The sequence below is a fragment of the Nocardia sputi genome (assembly GCF_023501985.1).
Map to the genome: position 1 here is coordinate 283,735 of NZ_JAMFLC010000008.1, position 23,791 is coordinate 307,525.

The following is a 23,791-nucleotide window of genomic DNA, read 5'->3' on the forward strand; positions in this document are numbered from 1 at the left end:
GTGATAACGCGGACGGGGCTTCCGTTTTCGAATTCAGTTGTGTGCGTTCAGCCGATGCTTACTTGGCGGGCGTGAACGGCTGGTTGATCGTGGTGAAGTACTGGATCGCCGCACCGATCGCGACCGGGGCGGTGATCAGCAGCTGTCCCGCCAGGGTGCCGAGCGCGCCGATGGCGAGGATGCCGCCGAGGCAGCCGATGGCGGCGGCCGGGATGAACGGGCCGAACAGGCCGATGATGGTCGCCGAGGCAACGGTGGCGCCGGCGATGCCGCCGAGCACGCAACCGACGGCGCCGCCGCCGATGCCGCCGACCAGGGTGCCGATGGCGGCACCGGTGGAGATGGTGTCCTTCAAGCGGTTGAACGCGGCGACCTCACGGTCGTACTCGCTCTTCCACGGCGCCTTGTCCTCGAACGGGAGGGCGACCGGCTTGTAAGTCGCGTGCGCCAGGTCGAACTGCGGGGTCAGGGTGGCGGTGCGGTCCGCGATCTCGGCAGCGATCGGGAACTCGAACTCGTCCACCCGGAAGGTCAGCGGCATGCCGGTGAGGACATCACCGTTGGCGGCCTTGACCTTGAAGACACCATCCTCCACGACCATGGAACCGGCATCGGTCGAGATGATGGACTGGGTGTCGGTGGTCTGCGCGGTGAAGTTCACCGCGCCGTTTTCGGCTTCGGCGGCCGGAGCCGCGTTCACGGTGCCGGCGGTGACGCCGAGGGCCGCGATCAGCAGTGCCGACGTCGCGGCGAATTTCCTCATCAGCATTTGTTTGGAACCTCGATGTGAAAGCGTTCGGAGGGGACTAGATGAGCAAAATCTAGACCAGCTAACGAGTGGTGAACCCGTTGTGACTATTTATTCAAATTTTGTTCACCGCCGTGACTCACGACATGGTGGGGTAGCGGAAATGTGGGGGCTGACCGGGGATTTCCAGAAATAGACCGCTCCGCGCGTTCCAGCCTCTGGGAGCAAGGTGAGACGAAGGTCACAGTTGGAAAACCTGGTGGGCCTTCCGCCGCACCGGTTCCCGAGTCCGTCGTCGGGGCGACCCGGCCCCACGTACAGTCATGGGGTGCGATTGCTCGTCACCGGCGGCGCCGGGTTCATCGGCGCGAACTTCGTCCAGCAGGTCGTGTCCGACCATCCGGATACGACCGTCATCGTCCTGGATGCCCTGACCTACGCGGGGAACCGGGCCTCGCTGGGGCCGGTGGCCGACCGCATCGACTTCGTGCACGGTGACATCGCCGACCTCGACCTGGTGGACGAACTGGTCAGCGGGGTCGACGCGGTGGTGCATTTCGCCGCGGAGTCGCACAACGACAACTCCCTCGCCGAGCCGTGGCCGTTCGTACAGACCAACATCATCGGCACTTACTCCTTGCTGCAAGCCGTGCGCAGGCACGATGTGCGCTACCACCACGTGTCGACCGACGAGGTCTACGGCGACCTCGCCCCGGACGACCCGGCGTTCACCGAGACCACGCCGTACAACCCGTCCAGCCCCTACTCGGCCACCAAAGCCTCGAGCGATCTGCTGGTGCGCGCGTGGACCCGCTCGTTCGGCGTGCGGGCCACGATCTCCAACTGCAGTAACAACTACGGGCCCTATCAGCACGTGGAGAAGTTCATTCCGCGCCAGATCACGAACTTGATCGATGGCGTGCGTCCTCGGCTCTACGGGGCGGGGCACCAGGTACGCGACTGGATCCACGTCGACGACCACAACCGCGCCGTGTGGGAGATCCTGCGCCGCGGCCGGATCGGGCAGACCTATCTGATCGGCGCCGACGGCCAGCTCGACAACAAGTCCGTGGTGCGGATGATCCTCACGGAATTCGGCCGCGACCCCGACGATTTCGACCACGTGACCGACCGGCCCGGCCACGACCAGCGCTACGCCATCGACGCCACACTGCTGCGTTCCGAACTCGGTTGGCGGCCCCGGTACGCGGACTTCCGCGCCGGCTTGGCGGCGACCATCCGGTGGTACCGGGACAACGAAGCCTGGTGGCGCCCATACAAGGCCGACACCGAGCGCGCCTATCTCGCGGCAGGCGAGCGGACGCTCAGCACGGCGGGCGACTGAACGACAGTGGCGCCCCGGGGACCAGCCCCGGAGCGCCACTGTCGAATTCTCCTGCCGCTCAGCCCCACACGATGGTGTAGTACTTCGCCGCCGCCGCGACCAGCGCCACACTCGTCGCCACCAGTACGGTGACGGCCGGGCCCAGCGCGGGGGTCTTCCCCGCGGAATCGGTGAGCCGCAACGGCATCCAGCGCAGCAGCACCGCGAGCGCGACGATCGCCAGGGGCACGAAATAGCGGCCCTGCACGCCGTCGACGATGTAGTAGCCGACCGGCGTGAACGACATGTAGAGGGTCACGTAGATCATCGCGACGCTCGCGGCCATGGTGAGCGCGACGATCAGGGTGCGGCGGAAGGCCGGAGCGGTCATCCGTTCGGCGATGCCGATGCTCACCGCGAACGCCAGCAGGCAGGCCAGCATGGAGAGGGCGGGCACGTCGACGTAGGCGAAGCCGAGTTCCCCGAAGAACTGACTGAACCAGCGCTGGTCACGCAGCGCGATGCTCTCGCCGAACACGTGCGCGAACTCCGGTGGATCGCGCAGGATGCCGCTGAGCTGGTCGCCCGGACGCACCGAGTGCCACTGGTGCTGCGGCCGCATCAGGCCCATGCCGTCGCCGGTCGGCGCCGCGATCTTCATCCACACCGCGAAGGCGAGCGCGCCGGTCGCGGCGAACGCCCACGGGATCCCGCGCCGCCAGCCACTGAACCCGAACCGATCGGCGGGCACCAGGGCCACCAGCAGCGCGAGCAGCACGTAGGTCGGCTTGCTCACCGGCAGCAGGATCGTCGCGGCCAACAGCGCGCCGATCTCGACCCGGTTCAGTCGCTCGCCGAGGAACATGGCTTTCACCAGCAGCGCGGAGACCATGATGGCCAGCGCGTTGGTCATCGTGTCGGCGGTCACCGTGCCCGCTTGGAACACCGCGATCGGCAGCGCCGCGACGGTGAACGCCAGCCATTGCACCCGGTGGGCGCGCAACGCGTACAGCCCGAACCCGACCACCGCGAGGTAGGCCACCAGCCCGGCGAGGCGGGTGAGCAGGAGCAGGCCGCCCACGTCGAGTCCGAAGAGCTCGCCGAGGCGGATGCCGATAGCGGCCGGGATGTAAGGGACCGGCGAGTAGGCGGCGGTATTGGTGAACCAGACCGGTTCGGTGGCGTCCGAGACCGCGGCTCCGGTCAACTGGTCGTAGCGGCCGGGGTCGCCCACCATGGGGTCGGGCTCGTCCGGGTTGGTGGTGTAGTCCTTCAGCGCGTAGCCCATGAGCACGGTTATGCTGGACGGGACATCGCCGCCGTAGGCGACACCACGATCGTCGTGGATCCGCTGGGGCAGCAATCCGCCGTGCGCGACTTGGTAGGCCCGGCCGAACTGCGTGATCTCGTCATGACCCCAGAACGGCGGGGTGAGGACGGTGAACAGCGCGCCGAAGATCGTTGCCAGCAGGGTGAAGGCGATCGTCGCCCCGCCTAGTCGCGTCACCATTCGGTGTGCGAAACCTCGGGCCGCCCGGTCCGTGCCGGTGGCCTTCGCGGCCTCGGCGTCCACCGCCGGTAGCGGTGCGGTGTCGGTCGCGGGTAGCGGTGCGGTGTCCGCGGGCTCGTTCAGATCCTTGTCCGGCGTCGCGGTCGGATCCGCCGAGGTCGTCAACGCAGGGCTCCGCCGTCACGGGCAGCAGCGCCGTCGCCGGAGGTGCGGAAGTCCTCCGCGCCCACCGCGGCGTAGCGCAGGTAGACCAGGCGCGCGGCCTCGTGACGGGAACGGCGGATGCCGTCGAGGATCAGGCCCGCGGTCCACGCGAGGCTGCCGAGCAGCAACAGCGTGAAACCGAGGAACAGCGTCGGGAATCGCGGCACCTCGTGGGTGTTGTAGAACTCGACGACGATCGGAATGGTCAGGATGATCGACACCAGCCAGCTCAGCGTGCCGAACAAGCCGTAGAACGCGACCGGCCGCTCGTGCCGGGCCAGCCCGATGATCAGGGCGAGGATCTTGAACCCGTCGTGGTAGGTGCGCAGTTTGCTCTCGCTGCCCGCCGGGCGATCGCGGAAGCCGACCGGAACGGCGGTCTGCGGCACCCGCAGGTGCAACGAATGCACGGTGAGCTCGGTCTCGATCTCGAACTCGCGCGACACGGCGGGGAAGCTCTTGACGAACCGCCGGGAGAACACCCGGAAGCCGGAGAGCATGTCTTCGACGTTGTCGCCGAACACCTTTCCGACCACGCCGTTGAGCACCTTGTTGCCGGTCTCGTGTCCCGTGCGGTAGGCCGAGGCGCCTTCGTCCTGCTTGCGCACCCCGAGCACGTGGTCGTAGGGGCCGTCCAGCAGCGTCTTGATCATCAGCGGCGCGGCGGAGGCCTCGTAGGTGTCGTCGCCGTCGATCATCAAGTACACGTCGGCCTCGATGTCGGCGAAGGCGCGGCGCACCACATTGCCCTTGCCCTTGGTGTGTTCGTGCCGCACGATCGCCCCGGCCTCACGGGCCCGTTCGGCGGTCTTGTCCGTGCTCAGATTGTCGTAGACGTAGACGACGATTCCCGGCACAGCGGCCTGCAGATCGGCTACGACCTTGGCGACCGAAGCCTCTTCGTTGTGACACGGAACCACGGCGGCAATACGGAGCTCGGTGGAGTCCACCCGGGTCAATCCTCGCGATCGGTGGTGAATGTGGGAACACGGGGAGGGTACAGGCAACTCACAGCTCGTGCGTGGCCGACCTCACCGCGCGCGGGAGCGGAATTCACCCTCGCGGGCGGTTCCCCGAGCCTGCGGTACCGTCGGGCGGTGCCATCCAGTGAGTCCACCGCACCCGCGGGCGAGCCAGTCACGCAGGAGACCGCAACGGTCCTTCGCAAGGTGCTCACCGCGCTGCGCAGAGGCGGCGCTTTCCTGGTGGTCGGCGCGATCGGTTTCCTGGTCGACGCGGGCACGTACAACCTCCTGGTCTTCTGGGGTGGCGAGGGCGTGCTCTATCACTACCCACTCCCGGCCAAGATCATCGCGATCGCGGTGGCGACGGTGGTGACCTATTTCGGTAACAAGTGGTGGACCTTCGCGCACAAACAGACCGACAATCCCGGGCGCGAATACCTGTTGTACGCCGTGTTCAACGTGGTCGCGATCGGCCTGCAACTGGGCTGTCTCGGCTTCTCCCGGTACGTGCTCGACCTGTCCAGCCCGCTGTCGGACAACATCTCCGGTACGTTGATCGGGCAGATCGTGGCCGTGGTATTCCGGTACTGGGCTTACGACAAGTTCGTCTTCACCGGGACGCGCGCAGGCACGGGCAGCGCCACCGAAAACGAATCGGCGAACGTTTAGCAATTGTTCGAGCACACGTCGGCGTGGCTGTACGGCGGGCAAGCGCAGAGGGCGGTTGATATCCTCACCCCCGCCGTGAAGGCATCGAGGGGCGTGTCTGTCCCGTCCGGCACAATGAGAATTTCGAGGATTTCATGGATCAGTCGGCTATCGAGGCCGTTACCGAAACAAACGATCGCTCGACGGCCGCTGAGGCGCCTGCCGCGCTGCGGGCCGACCATCGGGCGCCGGACCGGCTAGTGCTGCAGCGCGGTATCTTCACCGGTCCGTCGGCGCGAGTGAGCGACGAGCTGTACGCCGTCGTGAAGGGCGGCGCGCACCGGGAACGCCTCACACTGAGATTGGACAAGGGCGCGACCGCGCACACGAACACCTACTTCGGCCGGTTCGCCGCCAGCTACTGGCAGCGCTGGACCACGGTCACCGAAGTACGGGTCACCATGGTGCTCGACGTGGTCGCCAAGGCGAAGATCCGCCTGGTGGCCTCCGACATCGCGGGCCACCGCAGAATCATCGACAACGCCCGGGTCGACGCGAGCGGCTCGGTGACGCTGAGCGCCCCGCTCGACCAGTACGTCGACGGCGGCGCGCTGTGGCTGGAGTTCGACGCCATCGGCGGCGCGCTCGGCATCGCGGAGCTGACCTGGACCGGCGTCGCGCCGGAGCGCGTTCGCCCGGTCGCCATCGCGATCTGCACCTTCAACCGCGCGGCGGACTGCGCCGAGACGGTCGCGGCGCTCGCCTCCGACCCGACCGTGCTCGCCGCGATCGACGCGGTGTACGTGGTCGACCAAGGCACCGATCTGGTCGAGAACCGGCCGCGCTACCAGGAGGTCGTGCCGGTCTTCGAAGGAAAGCTGCGCTACCTGCGCCAGCCGAACCTCGGCGGGGCGGGCGGCTTCACCCGCGGGCTCTACGAGGTGTCCGCGGTCAACGAGCACGCCGACGTCATCCTGATGGACGACGACATCCTGTGCGAGCCGGAGACGGTGCTGCGCCTCAACGCGTTCGCCAACCTGACGGTCGAGCCGACGCTGGTCGGCGCGCAGATGCTGTTCCTGCTCAACCCCGACTACCTCAACGTCGGCGCGGAGGAGGTGCACCTGCACCGACTGCGGCACGGCCAGAAGGTGCCGAAGGCGCTGCGCAACACGAGCATGCTGAAGAAGAACCAGGAACGCCGCGTGGACGCTGGCTACAACGCGTGGTGGACCTGCCTCATCCCGGCCGAGGTGGTCGCGAAGATCGGCCTGCCGATCCCGATCTTCTTCCAGTGGGACGACGTGGAGTACGGCGTCCGGGCGCGCGAGCACGGTTTCGTCACCGTCACGCTGCCCAACGCCGCGGTCTGGCACGCGGACTTCTACTGGAAGGATTACGACGACTGGGCGCGCTACTTCAGCACGCGCAACTCGCTGATCGTCGGTTCCATGCACGCGGAACTGGACGGGAAGGAGATCAGCCGAAAGCTGTTCCGGGAGATGTCCGAGCAGCTGGTGGCGATGCAGTACGGCTTGGTGCACACCACTTTGCAGGGCATCGAGGACTTCCTCGAGGGCCCGAAGGTGTTGCGTGACGGCGGTATCGAAGCGCTGGCCGCCGCGCGCACCAGCCGGGCCGACTACCCCGAGACGATCAAGCACCCCGCTGCGACGCCGCCGGTCCGCTCGGCGGACATCACCCTGCGTCGAGCCGGTGGGGAACCCAGCCGCGCGCTGCTGGTGCTGATCAAGCGCGCGATCAACCAGTGGCTGGGCCGCACCCAGCACGGCATCATCGGCGTCACCAGGGAAGACGCCTATTGGTGGCATGTCTCGCTGTTCGACCACGTGGTGGTCACCGACGCCTCGCAGTCCGGCGTCCGGGTGCGCAGGCGCGACAAGGCCCGCGCGATGCGGTTGCTGCGCCGCATGGTGCGCGTGCTGCGTCGTTTGCGCCGGGAACTGCCCGCCCTGCAGGCGCAGTACCGCGCCGCCATGCCGGAGCTCACCAGCCGGGAGAACTGGGAGCGGTTGTACGGGATCGAGAACTCCCGGCGCGACAGCTGATCGGCGTTGGTACGTGGGGGACGGGCTGACTTGCCCGTTCCCCACTGCAGGCCGCCGTCGCTGCACCTGACTGCGGCCTGGAGGCGGTCAGAGGTCAGAGAAAGAGGTCGGTGGTGAGTTCGGCGTCGCCCGGGGTGACGCGGTACCTGTCCAGGTCGGTGATGCCGTGGGCGGCCAGGACCTCGTCATCGATATAGAAGTTGCCGCTGTTCTCCTTGCCGGGCGAGGTGAGCACCAGGTAGGCGGCGTCGGCGTAGATGTCGGGGGTGCGCGAGGTGGAGATCATCTCCTCGCCGCCGAGCAGGTTCTTCACCGCGGCGGTCGCGATGGTGGTGCGCGGCCACAGCGAGTTGACGCCGATGCCGTCGTTCTTCAGTTCCTCGGCCAGCCCCAGCGTGGTCAATGACATTCCGTACTTGGCGATGGTGTAACCCAGCGCCATGCCCGCCCACTTCGGGTCCAGGTTCAGCGGCGGGGACAGGGTGAGAATGTGCGGGTTGCGCCCCGCCTTCGCGGATTCGCGCAGATGCGGGATGCTCAGCTTGGACAGCAGGAAGCTGCCCCGGCAGTTGATGTCCTGCATCAAGTCGTACTTCTTCATCGGCAGCGCGTCCGTGGGGGACAAGTCGATCGCGGAGGCGTTGTTCACCACGATGTCGATGCCGCCGAAGCGCTCCACCGTCTGCCGGACCGCCTCGGCCACCGACTCGTCGATCCGGACGTCACCCACGAACGGCAGTACCTGCCCGCCCGCCGCCTCGAGTTCCGCGGCGGCGGTGTGGATGGTGCCGGGAAGCTTGGGATGCGGCTGATCGGTCTTCGCGATCAGCGTGATGTCGGCGCCGTCGGCCGCGGCCCGCTTGGCGATCTCCAGCCCGATGCCGCGGCTGCCGCCGGACATGATCATCGTCCGGCCCGCTAGCGGCTTGGATCCCGGTTCCGTCATGTGACCTGCTCCTTCGTTTCCGCCGCGGGCAGCAGCCGGCGGCTGTACGCGCTTGCAGACCAATCGTAAACCACCACCCTATGCAACCAGTTGCATAGGGTGTGCGAAGAGAGGGCACCGGCGCGCCGGTGCCCTCTCCGCGATTCAGATCGTGGCGATGATCAGGATGTTCAGCAGGAACATCACTGCGACCAATGCCCAGACGATGTACAGGAACAACATGCCCGGCGCCTTCTGCGGAACCGGTCCGATCGCGCCGTTGAGGAAGATCACCACCGGCGCTTTGTAGTAGAACCGCGTGGCCTGTCCCTCGGCGATCGGCACGGTCACATTCGCCGGACCCATGTCGAACAACCACGGGGTGGTGACCCGGACGTGATACTGGCCGGGCCCGACCGGGATGTGATTCGCGCCCCAGCGGGTATTGGGCACCCGCTGGCCGTTGACCAGGATCTTCGGCTTGGTCAGCGCGAGCAGGAACGTCCAGATCGAGTACGAGGCATCGATGGTGATGCCGGGCGGGTCGGCGGGCTGGCCATAGCCCTGCTGCGGAGCGAACTGCTGGGGCTGGCCGTACGGTTGCGGCTGCCCGAACTGCTGGGGCTGACCGTATGGCTGCGGCTGGCCGTATTGCGGCGCGGGTTGTCCGTACGGCGGCTGCCCCAGCTGGGGTTGAGCGAGATGCGGTTGGCTCGGATGCTGCCCCGCGGGCGGCCCGTACTGCGCGGGCGCCTGCGGAGGCGGGTACTGGCCGACTGCCGGCTGCTGACCGAACGCCGGCTGCCCAGGCCATTGGCCGGGCTGCTGGCCGTGTGGCGGGTACCCGCCGGGTTGACTCATCTATCCCTCCCAGATAGCGAACGATGCGAGGGGCACCCTACCGTGCCCCCGCTCGATCAGCGTCGCGAGTTCTTCTCCCGGAACATCTTGCGGTGCTGCTTGGTGATGCCCCGCCAAGCCCGATCGCGTTCGGCTTGCAGCCGCTTGTCGGTGCGCGCCTGCATCCACTCGTTCTCCCGCGCCAGCTTGTTGTAACTGTCTAGCCTGCGCTGGGTGAGCTCGCCGTTGTCGATCGCCTCCCGCACCGCGCACCCCGGTTCGCCGCGGTGTGCGCAATCGCCGAAACGGCACTGAGCGGCAAGGGATTCGATGTCGCTGAAGGTCTTCTCGATCCCTTCGGTCGCGTCCCATAATCCGATACCGCGCAGCCCAGGGGTATCGATCAGCGTGCCGCCGCCGGGAAGGGGGCGCAACTCCCGGTGCACCGTGGTGTGCCTGCCCTTCTTGTCCACATCGCGGACCGCGTTGGTGGCGAAGATCTCCGCGCCGAGCAGTGCGTTGGCGAGGGTCGACTTCCCAGCACCGGAGGGCCCGATCAAGGCGACGGTGCCCCCGAGCATCGCGGTGAGCACATCGAGGCCCGCGCCGGTGTTCGCGCTCACCTCGAGCACGGCCGCGCCGGGCGCGACGGCGCGCACCTCCTCGACCGGGACGTCATAGGCCGCGTCGGCTTTGGTGAGCACCACGATCGGCTGGGCATCGCTTTCCCAGACCACCGCGAGCATGCGTTCGATGCGGCCGAGGTCCACGTCGCCGTCGGCGGCGGTGCAGATCAGAACAGTGTCGACATTGGCGGCGAGCACCTGGCCCTGCGACCGGCCGGATACCGACGACCGCACGATCGCCGACCGGCGCGGGAGCAACCCGCGTACCGCCGAGGTGGCGTCGACGGTCACCCAGTCTCCGGTGCACAGCCCGCTGACCTCGTAATCCGGGCGCGGGCAGCGGGCGCGAGCGAGCCCGGTCGGCGTGGCCACGTCGCATTCACTGCGATCCATGCGGATCACTCGCGCGGGCACACAGCCTTCCTTGATCATCGAGGCGTACCGGGCGGAAACGGCTTCGGTCCAGCCGTAAGGGACGAGAAGGTCGTGGTCGACCATGATGGAAGGAATCCTTCGTCGGGCGCTGAACCCGACGAGGGGTTCAGCGAGCGGAGAATGAGCAGGAGTTTCGTGTGGCGGCATGACCGAGGTCAGCTCGCCAAGACACGACAAACCGAACGTTCCTCGACACGGTCCACACCTCCTTACTTCTCTCGCAGTGCACCAACTCTGGCACTCGCCCGCGCTCCGCACAACCGAATTTCCGTTCCATCTATCGGAACGTGCGCCTCGCACCCGCTGAGCCGATGGCAGGGACCGAGTGTGCGAGTCCACCGATCAGTCGGGCTTGCCGAACTGCTCGTGGCGACCGAGGGAGCGGAGGTGGAACCATTCCTTCAGGCCGGCCGGGTCGCGACGGGTGACCAGGAAGAACCAGGAGAAACGGATCCATTCCTGCGGCAGCAGTTTTCGCATGCCGGGCTGGGACATCAGGTAACCGCGGTTGCGGTAGGTGAAGTAGCGCTTCACCGGATCGTCGGGGTATTGCGTATGCATCCGGCCGCCGAGAATCGGCTTGAACTCGGCCGCGCCGTTGGGATGCAGATACGCCGTCTGCAGGCAGGTGCCGAACGGCAGCCCGGAACGCACCAGCCTGCGATGCACCTCCACCTCGTCGCCGCGCACGAACAGGCGCAGATCCGGCACGCCGATCACGTCGACCGCCTGCGCGGAGATGAGCGCGCCGTTGAACAGCGAGGCTATGCCGGGCAGGAAATCCTCGTCGCCGAGTTCCGACCGCAGCCGTCGCCAGACCACGCCGCGGCGCAGCGGGAAGGCGAGGCGGTCGGGTTCATCGATATCGCAGACCACGGGTGAGACCTCGACCAGGCCGTGCCGGTTCGCGCAGTCCAACAGGACCGACAGCACGTCGGGACCTTCGGGCCTGCCGTCGTCGTCGGCCAGCCACACCCAGTCCGCGCCCATGCTCAGCGCGTGCAGCATGCCGAGCGCGAATCCGCCCGCACCGCCGAGGTTGTGCGCCGAGCCCAGGTAGGTCGATTCCACCGGCTGGTCGCGCACCAGGTCGGCGACCTCCGGCTCGTTGCCGTTGTCGACCACGATCAGGTGATCCACCGGCCGGGACTGGGACGCGACGACCTTCAGCGACTCGGCGAGCAGTTCGCGGCGCTTGTGCGTGACGACGACGGCCACGATGCGCTGCTGCGAGTCCGGCTTCGGCGTCGCGGATTCCGTCGGGAGCGGGGCGGTGAGGTCGTCGAGTTCGACGCCCTCCTCCGGCGCGGAGCCGATCCGGGCTTGCGCCCCTTCGTCGATCGGGGTGTCCTGCCCGGTCGGCTCACTCATGCTGTCGCCTTTCGCTGCCGCCTCCGGGCCTGACCACTCATGCTGTGCCTGTTGTCGGCATGAGTGGGGCCCTGCGTGGTCACACTTCGCTGCCGTCTCCGGGCCTGACCACTCATGCCTGGTTCCGCTCCAATTCTCGTTCGTTCGCCCCGGCCTCCGGCTCGGTCGAGGCGGCCCGTTCTGCTTCCATTTCGCGCAACACGGTCGCGACGTGATTCCCCGCCTCCGGCCCCTCATAGGCTCGCACCACTTCTTCGATGCCGCCACGCAGGCGGATCTGACCGTGATCGATCCACAGCGCCGTATCGCACAGCTGCGCGAGGAATTCGTTGGAATGGCTGGCGAAGACCAGGATGCCGGAACGCGCCACCAACGACTGCAACCGCAGCCGGGCCTTCTTCATGAATTCCGCGTCCACCGCGCCGATGCCCTCGTCGAGCAGCAGGATCTCCGGATCGATCGAGGTGACCACGCCCATGGCCAGGCGCACGCGCATACCAGTGGAATAGGTGCGCAGCGGCATGGACAGGTACTCGCCGAGCTCGGTGAAATCGGCGATCTCATCGATCTTCGCCAGCATCTGCTTGCGTGTCTGCCCGAGGAACAGGCCGCGGATGATGATGTTCTCGTAGCCGGAGATCTCCGGGTCCATGCCGACGCCGAGGTCGAACACCGGCGCGACCCGCCCGCGGATGCGCGCGCTGCCGCGCGAGGGTTCGTAGATGCCCGAAAGCAGGCGCAGCAGCGTCGATTTGCCCGCCCCGTTGTGGCCGACCAGGCCGACCCGGTCGCCTTCGCGCAGCGAGAGGTTGATCTCCCGCAGTGCCTCGACCACGACGACGTCGGACTTGTTGCGCCCGATCGCGCCGCCCGCCTTGCCGAGGAACGCCTTTTTCAACGACCGCGATTTGGCGTCGAAGATCGGGAATTCGACCCAGGCGTCCTGGGTTTCGATACTCACACGACTCATCGGGGCGCTCCTATACCCAGTACGGCACGCGCGAACGGTACTGCTTCATGGCGAAGATCGCCACGACCCAGCCCACCAGGGTGATCGCGCCGACGATCAGCCAATGCCGCAGTTCCTGAGGTTCGCCGAGCAGGGGCGCCCGGACGATTTCGAGATAGTGGAACGTCGGCACGATCTCGGCCAGTTTCGCGCGATCGCCGGTGCCGATCTGCGATTCCAGGGTCTTCGTCGTCCACATGACCGGAGTCAGCACGAAAAGCATCAGCGTGGTGCTGCCGAGAATCGGCGCGATATCGCGGTAGCGGGTGCTGAAAATGCCGAACACGATCGACACCCACATGGAATTCAGGAAGATCAGCACGATCGCCGGGATCGCCATCAGGCTGGCCACACCGAGATTGCGCCAGACGCCGAACGCGGCGAGCATCACCACGTAGATGACCATGTTGTGGGCGAAGAACAGCAGCTGCCGCCACACCAGCCGGTAGACGTGCACGCTCAGCGCGGAAGGGAGCTGTTTGATCAGGCCCTCGTTGGCGATGAAGACCTCCGAGCCCTCGAGGATGCTCGCCTGGATCACATTCCAGATGATCAACCCGACGGTCACGTAGGGCAGGTACTCGCGCAGCGGCTGGCCGAGCAGCGCCGCGTACAGCACGCCCATCGCGATGGCTTGCAGGCCGGTGGCGATGGTGATCCAGAACGGGCCGAGCACCGAGCGGCGGTAACGCTGCTTGATGTCCTGCCAGCCGAGCGAAAGCCACAGCTCACGCTGGGAGAATCCGCCCGCGAAGTCCTGGAACGCCCGCCGGAACGTCTGGGAGTCCGAGACGATCTTCGCCTCGGTGGCTCCGGAGTGCAGGGTCTGCGCCTGCGGCGCGGCCGCGCTCACCGGAGACTCCGGTGAGTCGTCGCCGGAACGCACCGTGTGCTCGGCCGAGGAGGTCGGCGAGCTGTCATCTGAACGCGCTTGGTCATCGGAACCAACTGAGCTCTCTTCAGGACGCACCGCACCCGGGTCGGAGACCGAGTCGGAGCGAGCGGCAGCGGCGGGCACGGTGCACGAGACTACCCCTGCGGCTTACGACCACCGTGTGGCACACCGCGTCGCCGGTCTCACAGGTACTGGCCGGAACCGCCGGTGACGTGGCCGGCCTGGCCGCCGCGCGGGTCGGCGGCGTGGATGCCGGGCGGCAACGCGCCCTGACGCATCTGTTCGAGCTGGGCGCGGGCCGCCATCTGCTGGGCGAACAGCGCGGTCTGGATGCCGTGGAACAGGCCCTCCAGCCAGCCGACCAGCTGGGCTTGGGCGATCCGCAGCTCGGCGTCGGTCGGGGCGGTGTCGTCGGTGAACGGCAGGGTGAGCCGCTCGAGCTCCTCCCGCAGTTCGGGGGCGAGCCCCTGCTCCAGCTCACGCACCGAGGACTTGTGGATCTCCTTGAGGCGAATGCGGCTGGCGTCGTCCAGGGGAGCGGCCCGTACCTCCTCCAGCAGCTGCTTGATCATCGTGCCGATCCGCATGACCTTCGCGGGCTGCTCGACCATGTCGGCGAGCGCTTCGCCGGAGTCGCCCCGGTCGTCCGACTTGTCCTTACTATCGTCGTCGGTCACCACCTGCGCGGTGAAGGGCGCATCCGATCCGGCTGCCGCCGGGATGGCCAACGGCCTGCCGTCGGGTCCGACAACGACGATGTGGTCCGGTGCCTCATCCGAGTGCGTCATGGTCCCTATCATGTCGTGTCCGGTCCGAACGCGCTAAGCCGGTGCTCCCGCGCCGGGCGTCGGTACGGGGTTCGGCGCCCGTCACCGGTCCACGCCGCCGTGCGAGGTCGGCGTTCTATTCTGTTCGGGTCGTGTGGTTCGGATTTGTCGAAAGTCGGTCGCCATGCTGAGTCCCAGGTCGCTGTGCTCTCGCCACGATGCGGAGGGGAACGCGGTTACACAGGCTCGCCCGCTGCCCTTAGAGTGGCCAGCATGACTTACGACGTCGCGCGGGTTCGGGGCCTGATACCGTCCCTGGGCGACGGCTGGATCCATTTCGACCCGCAAGCCGGCATGCTGGTTCCGGACGCGGTATCCCGCGCGGTTTCGACGGGTTTTCGAACCTCTTCCTTTTCGCATATCGGACGCCACGGCGCGGCCGTGCGCAGCGCAGCGATCCTGGACGCGGCCCGCGAAGCGGTCGCGGACCTGGTCGGCGGAGATCCGGCGGGCGTCGTGCTCGGTCCCGACCGCGCGGTCCTGCTGGCCTGGCTCGCCGAATCGCTGAGTTCCCGGCTCGGCCTCGGCACCGGCATCGTGCTGTCCCGGCTGGACGACGAGGCCAACGTCGCGCCATGGCTGCGCATCGCCAACCGCTACGGCGCGCACGTGCGCTGGGCCGAGGTGGAGATCGAGACCTGTGAGATGCCGTCGTGGCAATTCGAGGAACTGATCGGGCCCACCGCGCGACTGGTCGCGCTCACCGCCGCCTCGCCGATCGTCGGCTCCGCTCCCGCCGTGCGGGTTGCCGCGGACCGGGTGCACGAGGTGGGCGGTCTGCTGGTGGCCGACGCGTTCGGCGCCGCGCCCTACGCCCTGATCGACATCGATGAACTGAATGCCGACGTCGTCGCGTTGAGCGCACCGGCATGGGGCGGTCCGCAGATCGGCGCGCTGGTCTTCCGAGACCCCGCGTTCTTGGACCGGATCCCGTCCATGTCGTTGAACCCTTATGCGAAGGGCGCCGAAAGACTCGAGGTCGGCGGGCATCAGTACGCGCTGCTGGCCGGCCTGACCACCTCGATCGACTTCCTGGCCGGGCTGGACGAGCGAGCGCGCGGCACTCGGCGCGAACGCCTGGAGATGTCGATCACCTCGTTGCAGGACTATCACGACCAGCTGTTCGAGCACTTGATGAGTGTGCTGGACTCGATCCCGAGTCTCACCGTGATCGGCCGCGCGTCCACCCGCATACCCACGGTCAGCTTCACGCTGGCGGGCATGCAGGCGGAGAAGGTCGCGGCCAAGCTCGCCGACAACCGGATCGGCACGGTCAGCGGCGTGCACGGCGGCAGCAGGCTGCTGGACGCGCTCGGCGTCAACGACGAGGGCGGCGCGGTGACCATCGGCCTCGCGCCCTACACCACCAAGTTCGAGATCGACCAGCTCGGCAGAGCGCTGCTGGCGCTGGAGTGAGCGGCGCCGCCGCCCTCAGAGTTCCTTCACCCGCAGCACCACCTTGCCGAACACCTCACCGGAGTCCAGCAGCTGGTGCGCGTCGGCGGCCTCCTCGATCGGCAGTTCGGCGGCGATGACCGGCGCGACCGTGCCGTCGGCGATCAGCGGCCACAGCCGGCCGCGCACCTCGGCGACGATCTCGGCCTTGCTGCCGATACCGGTGGCGGGCCGCGCGCGCACGTTGGTGGCGTGGACGGTGCCCCACTTACGCAGCAGCGCACCCAGATTCAGCTCGGCGCTCACCCCGCCCTGCATGCCGATCACCACCAATTTGCCGTGCTCGGCCAGCGCGTCGACGTTGCGCCCCAGATAGGCCGCGCCCATGTTGTCCAGGATGACGTCCGCGCCGGGGCCGCCCGCGCCGGACTCCTCGGCGCGCACCGCCGCGACGAAGTCGTCCTCCTTGTAGTTGATCAGCACGCTCGCCCCCAGCTCCGCGCAGCGCGCCAGCTTCTCGGCCGATCCGGCGGTCACCGCCACCCGAGCGCCGAGGGCGCGGGCGACCTGGATGGCGTGCGTGCCGATCCCGCTGCCGCCGCCGTGGACCAGCACCAGCTGGTTCGCGCGCAGATCGGCGGTCATCACGAGGTTCGACCACACGGTCGCCGCCACTTCGGGCAACCCGGCCGCCGCGCCCAGGTCCATGCCGTCCGGAACCGCGAGCACCTGCGTCGCGGGCACCACCACCCGTTCGGCGTAACCACCGCCGGAAAGCAGCGCGCAGACCCGATCCCCCACCGTCCACTCACGCACTCCGTCGCCGATTTCGGCGATGACACCGGAACATTCGAGGCCGGGGAACGGGCTGGCGCCGGGCGGCGGCGGGTAATAACCCTGACGTTGCAACAGATCGGCACGGTTGACGCCCGCCGCGGCCACCTCGATCAGCACTTCCCCAGGGCCGGGCGCCGGATCCGGCACCTCGGCCCAGGACATCACCTCGGGGCCGCCGAAACTCTTCAGATCTATCGCGCGCACCGTGCCATAGTGCTCCGCCGCTACGCGGCGCTGCGCGCGGACCCCCGAGTCGGACCGATGGGCGCGGTGCGGCGAGCGTGGCGCGGAAACGGAACGCGGGAACGCAATCTGGCAAGCGGCCTGCGGTGACCGGCGTCACGGACTACCGTTCCGGGGGTGAGCGGCGGCTTCATCGACTTTCAGAACGAGATCTACCTGGGCGGGCTGGGTGACGTGACCCCCGAGTTGCCCATGAGCGCCGCGGGTTTGGAATCGCTCGCGCGGGAGCGGCTGGATCCGGTCGCCTTCGCGTACGTCGCGGGCAGCGCGTCCGCGGAGCGCACCGCCGCGGCCAATCGGTCCGCCTTCGACCGCTACCGCCTGCTTCCCCGGATGCTGCGCGGCTCCACCGGCCCGGGCGCCCGGGATCTGTCGGTCGAGGTGCTCGGCACCAAGCTGGCCGCGCCCGTGCTGACCGCGCCGATCGGCGTCCTCGAACTGTTGCACGAGGGCGGCGAGGTGATCGTGGCCGAGGTCGCCAAGGAACTCGGCATCGGCACGGTGCTGTCCACCGCGGCCTCCTCGACCATCGAGGACGTGGGCGCGGCGGCCGGTGCGTGGTGGTACCAGTTGTACTGGCCTGCGGACGACGAACTGGCGTGCTCGTTCGTCCGGCGTGCCGAGCGGGCCGGAGCTTCGGCGATCGTGGTCACCGTGGACACCCCCACCCTCGGCTGGCGGCCGCGCGACCTGGAACACGCGCACCTGCCGTTCCTGCACGGCAAAGGCATCGCCAACTACCTGTCCGACCCGGTGTTCCGGGGCAAACTCGCCGCCGCACCGGAGGAGAGCGACGAGGCGATGCGGACGGCCATCCTCATCTGGGCCGGGCTGTTCGGCAACCACACGCTGCGGCTCGCCGATCTGGCGCGGCTGCGCGAATGGACCGACCTCCCGATCGCGGTGAAGGGCATCCTGCATCCCGACGACGCGCGCCAGGTGGTGGACGCGGGCGCCGACGCGGTGGTCGTGAGCAATCACGGCGGCCGTCAGGTGGACGGCTCGATCGCGGCGCTGGACGCGCTCCCCGCGGTGGTCGCCACCATCGGCGACCGTGCCGACGTGCTGTTCGACTCCGGAGTGCGCACCGGTTCCGACGTGCTCGTCGCGCTGGCCCTGGGTGCGAAGGCCGTGCTGTACGGGCGGCCGTGGGCCTATGGCCTCGGCCTCGCCGGCGCCACCGGGGCTCGGCACGCGCTTCGAATCCTCCTCGCCGATTTCGACTCCGCGCTCGGCCTCTCCGGCTGCACGAACCCGGCCGCGGTGAGCCGCGCACTGCTGTCCATGGTGCGCTGACCTGCGGCAGCCGATCATTTACGCAGTTCGCCGGGCATAGAATGGCCACCGTGCATCCCGAACCGAGCGGTCGTGTCGTGGCCGAGCCCCGCTGGCTGACCCCGGCCCAGCAGCGTGCCTGGCGCGCGTACATGGACGGCCACCAGCGCCTGATGACGGCGCTGAATCGTCAGTTGCAGCGGGATAGTGACCTGACCGTCGCCGAATACCGGATTCTGGTCCTGCTCTCCGAGGCGCCCGACCGCTCGTTGCGGATGAGCGAGCTGGCCGACGGCGTGTTGTCCTCACGCAGCAAGCTGACCCATCAGATCCGGCGGCTGGAGGCCCAGCGGATGGTCCGCCGCAACACCTGCCTCGAGGACGGCCGCGGGGTGCTCGCCGAACTCACCGACGAGGGCATGCGCCGCCTCGAAGCCGCGGCGCCCGGCCACGTCGAAGCCGTCCGCCGCCACTTCATCGACCTGCTGGCCCCCGCCCAGCTCGAAGTGATCGGTGACGTCTTCGAACGCGTCGACGAGGAAATCGGCAAGCACTCCGGCTGAGGCGTCCGCTACGATCAGGTCCCTGGAGACGTGGCAGAGCGGCCGAATGCACTCGCCTTGAAAGCGAGCGTCGCGAGAGCGACCGGGGGTTCAAATCCCTCCGTCTCCGCAAAGAAACCGGCACTTCGATCTTCGTGGCATGGACAAGCACCGGGCTTCCAGCAATGTGGTCACAGCCCTATGTCGGCATCGAAATCCCTGCGGACGAAGTTCGGCCGGATGTCCAGGTCGGGCGGGTCGTAGTAGCGGTGGAAGGTCGGGGTCAGCCCGGATGAGATCGGCGGGTTGATCCAGGACCAGTCGGTGGGGCAGGCGCGGCCCGCGGCCTCCTCGCGCTTGACGTGATCGCAGAACTGCTTGGCGACGGTGTGGTGGTCGACGATGTACACGCCCGCCTTGCGGAAGCTGTAGAGCACCGCGCGGTTGAGCTCGACCAGGGCCTGATCGCGCCAGAGATTGCGCTCGGCCCTGGTGTCCAGGCACATCATCTCCGCGATCAGCGGGAGCATGTTGTAGCGGTTGGCGTCGCTGAGATTGCGCGCGCCGATCTCCGCGCCCAGATACCAGCCGTTGAACGGCGCGAACGGGTACGTCATGCCGCCGACCTCGAGATTCATGTTCGACACCGCGGGCAGCGCGTGCCAGCGCAGTCCGAGACCGGCGAACCACTCGAACTCCGGGTGCTCGAGTTCCACCTCGCGTGCGAGCTCGGGCGGGATCTCGAACCAGCGGACCGGCTCGTCCGGCGTGCTGATCAGCAACGGAAGGATGTCGAAAGGCGTTCCGGCCCCCTGCCACCCGAGCTGCACGGCGAATTCGGTGAGCTCGATATTGGCGGCGTCGCCGGTGACCGTGCCATCCCCGTTGCGATAGCCCGCGTATCGGATGATCTGCGGGCTGACGATGCGGAACTCGCGGCCGTCCGGTTGCCGCGGCGGGCCGACGGTGATCATCGACTGGACGGCGCCGCCGTTGGTGGCCATGTGCAGGTGCTGCCAGCAGACCTCGGCCAGCTCGCGGGCCGAGCGCACGCGGCGGGCGTCGAGCAATTTGAGGGAGCGCCAATGTTTCCGGCCGACGCAGCGCGCGTGATTTCGCCAGGCGAGTTTGGCTCCGATCAGGATCTCCTCGGCGGTCTGCAGATAGGCGCCGGTCTGTTCGAGCTGCTCGAGCGCGCCACGCCTGCGCTGAGCGCTCAAGTGCGCCAGTTCGGGCAGCCGGAAGAACTCGTCGCACTCCCGCATGCGGCGTCGCAGATCGGGGATGAAAGGTTCTGTGTGCGATTCGTTCTCGATCGAGGAGACGGGTGACACTGGATTCACGATTTTCTCCGGTCGGGCATTGGTGCTGCGATGAAACAGGCGAGTCGAGCAGAGAATTCGCGCGGAAGCGCGGGCGGCAACGATTCGCGGCAGGTGGCCCACGACGGCACTCGGAACGGATGCCAGAAAATAGCCTCGGAACGGGACTTACTCGAATACCGGCGCGATGTCCACGACTGGAAACCGGGCGGACGGTCCACTTCGGACGCCACGGCATAGTGCGATGACCTCGGTGCTGATGGTATGGATGCGCGATCATGCCCGTCCTAGTTCGATACCCGGAGGAGGCTCGCCGCACAGCGTACGGCGGGTGTGCTGACGGTGTGCCATGATTTGCTGGATTTGCTGGATTTGCTGGGTCGGCAGAAGAAGCGGGCCCGAATCGGCGGTGTCCAGTATCGTTGACCCGATCTGCTTTTCGAGGGTTGAGGGGTTCGCTCGTGCGCAGTGTCATCGGTATGGCGATCACCGTCGTCGTGCTTCATATCCTCGGCTGGGGGACGCTTCTGCTGTTCGTCGTGCCGGGCCACTATGTGATCGGTGGTTCGGTATTCGGCGTCGGCCTGGGAGTGACGGCGTACACGCTCGGCATGCGGCACGCGTTCGACGCCGACCATATCGCCGCGATCGACAACACCACGCGAAAGCTCGTGGCGGAGAGCGGGAAACAAAAGGTCCAGACCGTCGGTTTCTGGTTCGCGCTCGGCCATTCCACCGTAGTTTTCGTACTGGTGGCTTTGCTCGCCTTCGGCGTGCGGGCGCTGGCGTCCGGGTTGGAGGATGAGGACTCCGCCCTGCAACGCTGGACGGGCCTGTGGGGAACCGGCGTGTCAGGTGCGTTCCTGATCCTGATCGGCCTGCTGAATCTGGCCTCGCTGGTAGGCATCTGGCGGGTGTTCCAGCAGATGCGCCTCGGCGAGTACGACGAGGCGCAGCTGGAACGACAGCTGGACAGCCGGGGCCTGCTCAACCGGGTGCTGCGGCCGGTGATCGGTCTCGTCCGCGAGCCGCGGCACATGTATCCGGTGGGCGTGCTGTTCGGCCTCGGTTTCGACACCGTCACCGAAGTCGGGCTGCTGGTGATCGCGGGCGGTGCCGCGGCGACCGGGCTGCCCTGGTACTCGATTCTGGTGCTGCCCGTGTTGTTCTCGGCGGGCATGGCGCTGTTCGATTCGCTGGACGGGTCGTTCATGAGCTACGCCTACGACTGGGCCTTCGCTCGGCCGGTGCGCAAGATCTACTACAACCTGGTGATCACCGGCCTGTCGGTCGCGGTCGCGCTGTTGATCGGAGGGCAGGAAATCGTCTCCATCTTCGCCGAGAAACTCGAAGTAGAGTCGGGTGTGGTCGCCTGGGTCGGGAATCTGGACCTGGGTGATCTCGGCTACATCATCGTGGGGCTGTTCGTGCTCACCTGGGCGGTCGCCGTCGCGGTCTGGCGATTCGCCGGAGTGGAGCGACGCTGGCAGGACGGACTGGCCGCGCGATGAGCGCCACACGCGTGCCCCGCCAGGGCGACGGCTGTCGTCCCACCTGCGGGGGCTCTGGCAGGATGGGTCGCATGCTGTCTCGGCGCGCGGTGCGGCGTTGGGTCTCCAGCGCCCTGATAAGCGCCGCACTTGTCTCCGGTGCGGTGGGATTGGGTGCTTCCCAGGTAACGGCGGTCCCCGGGAAACCGCCGCCGGTGAACAGTGGGTCCTCCGACGGTCCCGGCCCGGCCGAGCCGACCACCAAGCGACCCTCCATCGCGCGGATCGAGCGCATCGAACCGATCCACGATCGGTGGCTACGGGTCTACGTCGCCTCGCCCGCGATGAGCCGGGTGGTCGAAGTGCAAGTTCTGCTGCCGCGCGACCAGTCGCGCCCGCGTCCGACCGTGTACATGCTCGACGGCCGCAGCGCGAGCCCCGACAGCAACAACTGGACCGAACTCGGGCACGCCGACCGCTTCTACGCGGACAAGGACGTCAACGTCGTGCTCACCGTCGGCGGTCCCGCCAGCTTCTACACCGACTGGCAGCAGCCCGACCCGGTGCTCGGCACGAACAAGTGGGAGACGTTCCTGACCAAGGAGCTGCCTCCGCTGATCGACGCGGAGTTCGACGGCAACGGCACCAACGCCGTCATGGGCGTCTCGATGGGCGCGGAGGCGGCGATGATGCTGGCGTTCCGGCAACCGGCGCTCTACACCGCGATCGCGGCGCACAGCGGCTGCTTCTCGATGGGCACCGACATCGGCCAGGCGCAGGCGCGCGCCGTGGTCGCCACCTACATGGGCGAGCCGGACAACATGTTCGGCAAGCAGGACGATCCGGCCTGGCTCGCGCACGACGTCACCCTGCACGCGGACGCGCTGCGCGGCAAGACGATCTATCTTTCGGTCGGCAGCGGCCTGCCCGGCGTGCACGACGTGCCGGGCAACCCGAACGTCGACCTTCCCAGCGCCATCACGTTCGGCGGGCCGCTGGAGGCCGCGACCAACGCCTGCACCAGGCGGCTCACCGATCGACTGCGGTCCCTCGACATTCCGGTCACCGCGCATTTCCGGGCCACCGGTACGCACTCCTGGCCGTACTGGGAGGACGAGCTGGCCCTCTCGTGGCCCACGATCGCGCCCGCGATCGGCGTTCGTTAACCCAGGAACCGCGCGAGCACATCCGGCGCACCGGCGAAGCTCAGGAACAGGTCGTTCTCGTGCGGGTCACCGATGGTGACACGCACCCCGTCGGTTCCGTACGGCCGCACCAGCACGCCGGCCGTCGCGCTCGCCTCGCCGAACTCGGCGCTGCGCGCGCCCAGCGGCAGCCAGACGAAATTCGCCTCGCTCGGCGGCACCGGATAGCCCGCCGTCACCAGCGCGTCGCGCACGCGCGCGCGTTCGGCGACCAGAAGGTCGGTGCGATCCAGCAGCTCGTGACGGGCCTCCAGCGACGCGATCGCCGCCGCCTGCGCGAGCCGGTTCACGCTGAACGGGATGTGCACCTTCAGTAGGGCCGTGATCACGGCCGGGTCGCCCACCGCGTAGCCCACTCGCAGCCCGGCCAGGCCGTACGCCTTGGAGAAGGTGCGCAGCACAACCACATTGGGCCTGGTCCGGCCGAGCTCGACGCCGTCAGGGCGGTCCGCCAGCCGGATGTATTCGTAGTACGCCTCGTCCAGCACCACCAGCACGTGCGACGGCACCGCGTCCAGGAACCGGACCAGCGCCGCCTTGCCGACGGCGGTGCCGGTGGGATTGTTCGGGTTGCAGACGAAGATCAACTTGGTCCGCTCGGTGACGGCGGCGGCCAGCGCGTCCAGATCGTGGACCTGGCCGGGTGTGAGCGGTACCTGCACGGCGGTGGCGTTGCCCACCTTCGTCACGATCGGGTACGCCTCGAACGAGCGCCACGCGAACAGCACCTCGTCGGACGGCGACGCGCAGGTGATCTGCACCAGCTCCTGGCACAGCGCGACGCTGCCGCACCCGACCGCGATATTGTCGAAGCCGACCCCCAGGAACTCGGCCAGCGCCGTGCGCAGCTCGGTGACCTGGTTGTCCGGATACCGGTTGGCCAGCTCGGCCGCCTCGGCGATGGCTTTCGCGGCGGCGGGCAGCGGACCGACGGTCGTCTCGTTGCTGGCCAATTTGACCGCGCCGGGATTGCTGCGGCCGGGGGTGTACGCCGGGATCGATTCGAGGTCCGGCCGGATCTGCGCTGTCACACTCCAACCCTAATCCGTGCCGTGGAAGGCCTGATCGGCCTACCGGAAAATCTCT

The 23,791-nt window shown here is 67.8% G+C and carries 21 protein-coding genes and 1 tRNA gene; 9 read left to right on the forward strand and 13 right to left on the reverse strand.

Features of this window, described 5'->3' with window-relative positions:
* Positions 1 to 58 precede the first annotated feature (58 nt).
* Positions 59 to 769, reverse strand: a complete 711-nt coding sequence (locus M8859_RS13860; protein WP_159922585.1) for a DUF8020 domain-containing protein — start codon at positions 767 to 769, stop codon at positions 59 to 61.
* Positions 770 to 1,076: 307 nt separating this feature from the next.
* Between M8859_RS13860 and rfbB the strand changes: the two genes are divergently transcribed.
* A complete protein-coding gene (gene rfbB, locus M8859_RS13865; protein WP_195139637.1) occupies positions 1,077 to 2,093 on the forward strand; it encodes a dTDP-glucose 4,6-dehydratase in 1,017 nt (338 codons plus the stop codon).
* 58 nt (positions 2,094 to 2,151) lie between these two features.
* On the opposite strand, the gene M8859_RS13870 is transcribed toward rfbB, so the two are convergent.
* Positions 2,152 to 3,747, reverse strand: a complete 1,596-nt coding sequence (locus M8859_RS13870; RefSeq protein WP_159922589.1) for a DUF2142 domain-containing protein — start codon at positions 3,745 to 3,747, stop codon at positions 2,152 to 2,154.
* Positions 3,744 to 4,736, reverse strand: coding sequence for a glycosyltransferase (locus M8859_RS13875; RefSeq protein WP_159922591.1), 993 nt, complete (start codon positions 4,734 to 4,736; stop codon positions 3,744 to 3,746). Before M8859_RS13875 ends, M8859_RS13870 begins: the two co-directional genes overlap by 4 nt.
* Before the next feature lie 147 nt (positions 4,737 to 4,883).
* Here M8859_RS13875 and M8859_RS13880 point away from each other — a divergent pair, with 147 nt between their 5' ends.
* Both M8859_RS13880 and M8859_RS13885 read left to right on the forward strand, forming a co-directional pair.
* Positions 4,884 to 5,420: a GtrA family protein gene (locus tag M8859_RS13880; RefSeq protein ID WP_159922593.1), complete on the forward strand. Its 537-nt coding sequence runs from the start codon at positions 4,884 to 4,886 to the stop codon at positions 5,418 to 5,420.
* 134 nt (positions 5,421 to 5,554) lie between these two features.
* Positions 5,555 to 7,468 carry a glycosyltransferase gene (locus tag M8859_RS13885; protein ID WP_195069798.1) on the forward strand — a complete coding sequence of 638 codons (1,914 nt, stop codon included), beginning with the start codon at positions 5,555 to 5,557 and terminating at the stop codon, positions 7,466 to 7,468.
* Positions 7,469 to 7,562: 94 nt separating this feature from the next.
* On the opposite strand, the gene M8859_RS13890 is transcribed toward M8859_RS13885, so the two are convergent.
* The 7 genes from M8859_RS13890 to M8859_RS13920 all read right to left on the reverse strand — a co-directional run bounded on the left by M8859_RS13890 (position 7,563) and on the right by M8859_RS13920 (position 14,357).
* Positions 7,563 to 8,414 carry an SDR family oxidoreductase gene (locus M8859_RS13890; RefSeq protein WP_195069797.1) on the reverse strand — a complete coding sequence of 284 codons (852 nt, stop codon included), beginning with the start codon at positions 8,412 to 8,414 and terminating at the stop codon, positions 7,563 to 7,565.
* A 144-nt stretch (positions 8,415 to 8,558) separates the two neighbouring features.
* Positions 8,559 to 9,254, reverse strand: coding sequence for a chromosomal replication initiator protein DnaA (locus M8859_RS13895; RefSeq protein WP_223519974.1), 696 nt, complete (start codon positions 9,252 to 9,254; stop codon positions 8,559 to 8,561).
* A 56-nt stretch (positions 9,255 to 9,310) separates the two neighbouring features.
* Entirely contained in the window at positions 9,311 to 10,357 is a 1,047-nt protein-coding gene (rsgA, locus tag M8859_RS13900; protein WP_249644315.1) for a ribosome small subunit-dependent GTPase A, read from the reverse strand.
* A gap of 279 nt (positions 10,358 to 10,636) precedes the next feature.
* Positions 10,637 to 11,665, reverse strand: a complete 1,029-nt coding sequence (gene glfT1 / locus M8859_RS13905) for a galactofuranosyltransferase GlfT1 (RefSeq protein ID WP_236565363.1) — start codon at positions 11,663 to 11,665, stop codon at positions 10,637 to 10,639.
* Positions 11,666 to 11,777: 112 nt separating this feature from the next.
* Positions 11,778 to 12,635 (reverse strand): galactan export ABC transporter ATP-binding subunit Wzt/RfbE, encoded by an 858-nt coding sequence (wzt, locus tag M8859_RS13910; RefSeq protein WP_195069796.1) that lies wholly within the window; start codon positions 12,633 to 12,635, stop codon positions 11,778 to 11,780.
* 10 nt (positions 12,636 to 12,645) lie between these two features.
* On the reverse strand, positions 12,646 to 13,527 hold the full coding sequence (gene wzm, locus M8859_RS13915; protein ID WP_195069795.1) for a galactan export ABC transporter permease subunit Wzm/RfbD: 882 nt from the start codon (positions 13,525 to 13,527) through the stop codon (positions 12,646 to 12,648).
* 224 nt (positions 13,528 to 13,751) lie between these two features.
* Entirely contained in the window at positions 13,752 to 14,357 is a 606-nt protein-coding gene (locus M8859_RS13920) for a bacterial proteasome activator family protein (RefSeq protein WP_159922603.1), read from the reverse strand.
* A 252-nt stretch (positions 14,358 to 14,609) separates the two neighbouring features.
* Here M8859_RS13920 and M8859_RS13925 point away from each other — a divergent pair, with 252 nt between their 5' ends.
* Entirely contained in the window at positions 14,610 to 15,812 is a 1,203-nt protein-coding gene (locus M8859_RS13925; protein ID WP_159922605.1) for a cysteine desulfurase-like protein, read from the forward strand.
* Between the two features lie 15 nt (positions 15,813 to 15,827).
* Here the strand turns inward: M8859_RS13925 and M8859_RS13930 are convergent, their stop codons facing one another.
* Entirely contained in the window at positions 15,828 to 16,832 is a 1,005-nt protein-coding gene (locus tag M8859_RS13930; protein ID WP_159922607.1) for an NAD(P)H-quinone oxidoreductase, read from the reverse strand.
* A gap of 156 nt (positions 16,833 to 16,988) precedes the next feature.
* Between M8859_RS13930 and M8859_RS13935 the strand changes: the two genes are divergently transcribed.
* The 3 genes from M8859_RS13935 (at position 16,989) to M8859_RS13945 (ending at position 18,818) form a co-directional block, all read left to right on the forward strand.
* Positions 16,989 to 18,167: a lactate 2-monooxygenase gene (locus tag M8859_RS13935; RefSeq protein ID WP_249644316.1), complete on the forward strand. Its 1,179-nt coding sequence runs from the start codon at positions 16,989 to 16,991 to the stop codon at positions 18,165 to 18,167.
* A gap of 131 nt (positions 18,168 to 18,298) precedes the next feature.
* Entirely contained in the window at positions 18,299 to 18,709 is a 411-nt protein-coding gene (locus M8859_RS13940; RefSeq protein WP_195069944.1) for a MarR family winged helix-turn-helix transcriptional regulator, read from the forward strand.
* A 24-nt stretch (positions 18,710 to 18,733) separates the two neighbouring features.
* Positions 18,734 to 18,818 (forward strand) — tRNA-Ser (locus M8859_RS13945).
* A gap of 61 nt (positions 18,819 to 18,879) precedes the next feature.
* On the opposite strand, the gene M8859_RS13950 is transcribed toward M8859_RS13945, so the two are convergent.
* Positions 18,880 to 19,953: a nitric oxide synthase oxygenase gene (locus M8859_RS13950; RefSeq protein WP_195069943.1), complete on the reverse strand. Its 1,074-nt coding sequence runs from the start codon at positions 19,951 to 19,953 to the stop codon at positions 18,880 to 18,882.
* A 518-nt stretch (positions 19,954 to 20,471) separates the two neighbouring features.
* On the opposite strand from M8859_RS13950, the gene nicT reads away from it, so the two are divergent.
* Both nicT and M8859_RS13960 read left to right on the forward strand, forming a co-directional pair.
* Entirely contained in the window at positions 20,472 to 21,521 is a 1,050-nt protein-coding gene (gene nicT / locus M8859_RS13955; RefSeq protein WP_504928417.1) for a Nickel transporter NicT, read from the forward strand.
* A 71-nt stretch (positions 21,522 to 21,592) separates the two neighbouring features.
* Positions 21,593 to 22,666 (forward strand): alpha/beta hydrolase, encoded by a 1,074-nt coding sequence (locus tag M8859_RS13960; protein ID WP_159922614.1) that lies wholly within the window; start codon positions 21,593 to 21,595, stop codon positions 22,664 to 22,666.
* Here M8859_RS13960 and hisC read toward each other — a convergent pair.
* Complete coding sequence (gene hisC / locus M8859_RS13965; protein ID WP_159922616.1) at positions 22,663 to 23,736, reverse strand: histidinol-phosphate transaminase; 1,074 nt, start codon at positions 23,734 to 23,736, stop codon at positions 22,663 to 22,665. The genes M8859_RS13960 and hisC overlap by 4 nt on opposite strands.
* Positions 23,737 to 23,791 lie beyond the last annotated feature (55 nt).